Annotated in this window: 1 protein-coding gene; it reads right to left on the reverse strand. The window is 40.1% G+C overall.

Annotation, left to right across the window (positions count from 1 at the left end):
• Positions 1-42: 42 nt before the first annotated feature.
• Positions 43-399 (reverse strand): RNA-guided endonuclease TnpB family protein (locus C3945_RS11745; protein ID WP_161879834.1); only part of this gene is annotated, 357 nt, incomplete at its 5' end.

The following is a 399-nucleotide window of genomic DNA, read 5'->3' on the forward strand; positions in this document are numbered from 1 at the left end:
AAATATACCAAGCTCAAAGGGGTGAACCCTCCCCGTTGTTTTTTACCTTACTAAATTGAGTAAGTTCTTACTGGCATTAATATCCCTATCATGATGGGTACCACATTCTTGGCATATCCACTCTCTTATTTCGAGGGGTTTCTTTCCACTCTTGTCCTGACAGTGACTACAAATTTGAGAAGACGCAAACCATTGGTCTGCTTTAACAACGGTTCTTCCTAACCAGTCGGATTTGTATTCTAGCTGACGGACAAACTCGTACCAACTCACATCAGCGATGGATTTTGCAAGCTTGTGGTTCTTCATCATGTTTGAGGATTTTAATGTTTCGATGACAATGACTTGGTTTTCGCTTGTCACCTTATAGGATAGTTTGTGCAAAAAATCTTTGCGTTGATT

The sequence above is a fragment of the Alkalibacterium sp. MB6 genome, from assembly GCF_009935905.1.
Classification (GTDB): Bacteria; Bacillota; Bacilli; order Lactobacillales; family Carnobacteriaceae_A; genus Alkalibacterium.